This is a genomic window from Waterburya sp., assembly GCF_058530065.1.
In genome coordinates, this window is the sequence record NZ_JBZNBU010000290.1 from 1 (window position 1) to 4,566 (window position 4,566).

Consider the following 4,566-nt stretch of genomic DNA (forward strand, 5'->3'; position numbering starts at 1 on the left):
CCGTCTCCACTACAAAAATTACTGCGCTTTTCACATGGGTAGACCACATAATTAAACTTTAAAAACTAAGAACTAAGAACTAAAAACTAAAAACTACGAACTAGTAAATTTTCTAAGAGAGCTATTCAACTGAAAACGGCTGTAATCAGAAATAACAAATCATAAAATGTTAAAAATCTCTGAAAGAATAACTATTCCAGATCGAGAAATCGAGCTAAGTGCTATTCGTTCTGCTGGTTCGGGAGGACAAAATGTTAATAAGGTAGCAACTGCTATTCATCTTCGTTTTGATATTAAAGCTTCTTCCCTGCCCTATTTTTATCAAGAAAAGCTACTCAAATCAAAAGATACTAGAATTTCCCAAGATGGAATTATTATTATTAAGGCACAAAATTTTCGCACTCAATTACAAAATAGAGAAGATGCTCTCAAACGACTAAAGCAATTAATTAAAAGTGCAGCAATAGTCAAAAAGAAACGAATTAAAACTAAAATATCTCGCAGTGCTAATAAAAAAAGATTAGACAAAAAAGCCAAACGCAGCCAGTTGAAAGCTTCTCGAAAGAAAGTAGATTATGATTAATTGCTATTTCTTACTTCTACCTAATAACTTATCTCTTAGCTTGAGAATGCGATCGCGATATTTAGCAGCTTCTTCAAACTCTAGATTTTTGGCAGCTTCTTTCATTTTGGCTTCTAGTTGTTCGATCAGATCGGGTATTTTTTCTAAAGGTAGTTCGTCAGATTTTTCGTAGATTTCTTCTAGTTGTTCGGAATTTAAACGACGGGAAATATCTAAGAATGCCAGAATAGAATTCTCTTCTTTTTTGATAATTGGTTTGGGAGTAATATTATTAATTTTATTGTAAGCAATTTGAATATTGCGCCTTCTTTCTGTTTCTTCGATCGCCCTAGCCATACTTTTGGTTAAATTGTCGGCATATAAAATAGCTTGTCCCGTTACGTGGCGGGCAGCCCTACCAATAGTTTGAATTAAAGAACTTTCCGAGCGCAAGAATCCTTCTTTATCGGCAACGAGAATAGCGACTAAAGATACTTCGGGTAAATCCAATCCTTCCCGCAATAGATTAACTCCGATTAAAACATCAAATTCTCCTTTTCTGAGAGCTTGTAAAATCTCGATTCTTTCAATTGATTTAATTTCGGAATGGAGATATTGTACTTTAACATCTCGTTCGGCAAAATATTCACTCAAATCCTCTGCCATTCTTTTGGTCAAAGTAGTAATTAAAACTCGCTCTCCCCGATCGACTCTACCTTTAATTTCTCCTAATAAATCGTCTACTTGTCCGTCGGTAGGACGAACTAAAATCTCTGGATCGATTACTCCCGTCGGGCGAATAATTTGCTGTGCTACTCGATCTTCCGATTGTTCCAATTCCCACTTAGCAGGAGTGGCAGAAACAAATATGCATTGATTGACTTTATGCCAAAATTCATCAGCTTTTAAAGGGCGATTGTCCGCTGCCGAAGGCAATCTAAAACCATGTTCGATCAAAGTCTTTTTTCTAGCGCGATCGCCATTATACATCCCTCGCAATTGAGGTACGGTAACGTGAGATTCATCAATAACTAATAACCAATCATCGGGGAAGTAATCGATCAAACATTCTGGAGACTCCCCTGCTTGTCTTCCTGCTAAATGACGGGAATAGTTTTCTACTCCATTGCAATAACCAACCTCTTGTAAAAGTTCGAGATCGTAACGACACCGTTGTTCTAATCTTTGAGCTTCTAAGAGTTTATCTTGGCTTTCTAGTTCCACCAAACGAGCTTCCAATTCTGCCTTAATATCTTGACAAGCTTTTTCCAATCTTTCTTGAGGAGTAACAAAGTGACGGGCGGGATAAATACTAATATTATTCATACTCTGCAAAATCTCTCCCGTAACGGGATCTACATAGCGCAAAGCTTCAACTTCATCCCCAAAAAATTCAATACGAATAATGCGATCTTCGTAGGCAGGAACAATTTCTAACACATCTCCTTTAACCCTAAATCGCCCCCTTTCTAGTTCAATATCATTGCGAGAATATTGCACCGTTACCAAATCTCGCAACAATTCCCGCTGATTTACCTCCATGCCCAAAGACAAAGGTACGGCTGCTTTTAAATACTCGGCAGGCATTCCCAAACCATAAATACAACTAATCGAAGCCACCACAATGACATCTTTTCGTTCAAAAAGCGATCGCGTTGCCGAGTGACGCAACATATCAATCTCATCATTAATTGAAGCCGTCTTTTCTATATAAGTATCGCTAACGGGGATATAAGCTTCTGGTTGATAGTAATCGTAATAACTAACAAAATACTCTACTGCATTATCGGGGAAAAACTGACGTAACTCGTTACACAACTGGGCTGCTAAAGTCTTATTATGCGCCAAGACTAAAGTCGGCTTTGATACATTTTGAATTATATTGGCGATCGAAAATGTCTTACCCGTACCTGTCGCACCAAGTAAAGTTTGAAAACGGTTATTTGCTTGTAGTGATTCCGTCAATTGTGCGATCGCAGTTGGCTGATCTCCTTGGGGATCGAAGGGTGCGCTGAGATTGAATAGAGACATTTGTATCAGTTAGAGCAAGTAGGGCAGTTGGGATAATCATCTGGCTATCAATATTTAACATAGCGCAAATAAACTTATAGTTCTTTTGTTACCTGCTCAAACTCACCTCATAATATGCGTTGCTGATTAAGTAATGTTGTATGAAAGATTACTGTTGTTAGCCATTAGCCATTGGTGACAAGTTAAGAAAAAGAATGACCCTAAAACCTGTATCCTAAAAACAAGTTAACTCTAAATAAATATTTATCGATGGACTTATCTCATAACTCCAACACCGCCAACAACCTAGAAGCTGCTTTTGGCGGAGAATCGATGGCAAACCGCAAATACTTGTTTTTTGCTGAAATTACCAAAAAACTGGGCATGAAAGAATTGTCCAAACTCTTCAAAGAAACAGCAAATCAAGAAACAGAACACGCTTTCGCCCACTTCCGTTTATTGCATCCAGAATTAAATATAGACGATCCTGCATCTTTAACAAAAACAGAAAAAAAAGCGATCGCCAGCCGTTGCTTAGAATTGGCAATTGAAGGAGAGACTTATGAATACACGACGATGTATCCAGAATTCGCTCAAGCTGCCCAACAAGACAGAGACAGCGATGCCAAAGTAGAGTTTGAAGCTCAAACTGCCGAATCTAAAGAACACGCTCAAATTTTTCGTAAAGCAGCTCATAATTTTGGTCTTTTGACCTCGATCGAACAGCATCACGCCCGACAATATACCGATGCTCTATCGGTACTAGATGGGGAAACAGTAGTCAAAAAAGCTCCTAGTGAAGATCCGACTCTGCAAAAATGGATTTGTCGTCAATGTTCTGTAATCTACGATCCTGCCATCGGCGATCCTGATTCGGGAATTGCACCAGGTACAGCTTTTGCAGACATTCCCGATGATTGGCATTGTCCTATTTGTGGTGCGGAGAAAAAACTATTTGTTCCTTACGAAGAGCCTGCTGCTATTGGCTAAAGCTGTGAAGCTATTATTCCAAAGTAATGATTGTCACTTTTGGAGGACAAATGCTCTAGACTATCGGATTTTTGCAACTGCCTAATGTCTATCTAGTCTACCGCCAACCATATTACGAAAAATTTTGACAGGATACAGCGACCATGTATAATTGTTAATCGTAGTCGCCTGGAGAGATGGCCGAGTGGTCGAAGGCGCAGCACTGGAAATGCTGTAACGGGGCAACTCGTTCGAGGGTTCGAATCCCTCTCTCTCCGCTTGCCTTACGGCTTTGCTACGCAGGATTTTCCACCTCGAATAAGTTACCCTGCCTATCAGAAATTAAATTAAACTTTGACTTTCTAGGGTAACAGGCAAAGCATAATAAGCAATTCCCTCAGATTGAAAATCAGCTAAGTCGTTTTCTACGCTATCTCTTTCGGTTGCAGAAGGAGTATAAAAGTGCGCTCCTGTAGTGGAATTAAAAAAGCGATAGATGGGAATTGAGCCTTCTACTTCAGTTTTATAAGCCGAGAATGCCTCTCCTTCAAAAATGAAATTATCTAAATTTTCAACTGCATCTCGTTCGGTTTCCGAAACTGTATACAAATGAACTCCCGTATCCTCATTGAGAAAACGATAAACTGGCGTGCTTTGTCCCGATAAAGGATCGACGCTTTCATAGGAAGCACCTTCAAAAATGAAATTATCCAAATTCTCAACCGCATCTCGCTCATTTTCATCCCCCGTGTAGAAATGGACTCCTGTATCGGTATTCAAAAAGCGATAGATAGTTGTTTCTGAATCTTCACCATTTGTAGGTGGGGAATTAAAAGTAACACTACGAGCATCAAAATCTTCATCATCTAAATCCCCGACGACGGTGACTTCTTGACCTACGCTTAAGTCTAACTCTCCTTCACTCTCCTCCAAGTCAAAAACATCAACTAAAACTTCTCCTGTCGAATCCTCTAGAATAAAATCATCATCAGATACACTCGTTACCGTACCAGAAATAGTTTGAA

3 protein-coding genes, 1 tRNA gene and 1 pseudogene are annotated in these 4,566 nt (G+C 39.1%); 3 read left to right on the forward strand and 2 right to left on the reverse strand.

Annotated features, from left to right (window positions below; translation table 11 throughout):
- Positions 1-166: 166 nt before the first annotated feature.
- Positions 167-583 carry an alternative ribosome rescue aminoacyl-tRNA hydrolase ArfB gene (gene arfB, locus AC33VI_RS17405; protein WP_491783528.1) on the forward strand — a complete coding sequence of 139 codons (417 nt, stop codon included), beginning with the start codon at positions 167-169 and terminating at the stop codon, positions 581-583.
- Between the two features lie 3 nt (positions 584-586).
- Here arfB and uvrB read toward each other — a convergent pair whose 3' ends face one another.
- Complete coding sequence (uvrB, locus tag AC33VI_RS17410) at positions 587-2,593, reverse strand: excinuclease ABC subunit UvrB (RefSeq protein WP_491783529.1); 2,007 nt, start codon at positions 2,591-2,593, stop codon at positions 587-589.
- A gap of 249 nt (positions 2,594-2,842) precedes the next feature.
- On the opposite strand from uvrB, the gene AC33VI_RS17415 reads away from it, so the two are divergent.
- Complete coding sequence (locus AC33VI_RS17415) at positions 2,843-3,562, forward strand: rubrerythrin family protein (protein WP_491783530.1); 720 nt, start codon at positions 2,843-2,845, stop codon at positions 3,560-3,562.
- Between the two features lie 170 nt (positions 3,563-3,732).
- Positions 3,733-3,819: transfer RNA gene (locus AC33VI_RS17420), tRNA-Ser, on the forward strand.
- 64 nt (positions 3,820-3,883) lie between these two features.
- On the opposite strand, the pseudogene AC33VI_RS17425 reads toward AC33VI_RS17420, so the two are convergent.
- Positions 3,884-4,566, reverse strand: a pseudogene (locus AC33VI_RS17425) (hypothetical protein); the annotation flags it as partial.

What these genes read in the sequence shown, in the direction of transcription:
- arfB (WP_491783528.1), top strand. Translation starts at nt 167, where the DNA reads ATGTTAAAAATCTCTGAAAGAATAACTATTCCAGATCGAGAAATCGAG.
- uvrB (WP_491783529.1), bottom strand. Translation starts at nt 2,593, where the DNA reads ATGTCTCTATTCAATCTCAGCGCACCCTTCGATCCCCAAGGAGATCAG.
- AC33VI_RS17415 (WP_491783530.1), top strand. Translation starts at nt 2,843, where the DNA reads ATGGACTTATCTCATAACTCCAACACCGCCAACAACCTAGAAGCTGCT.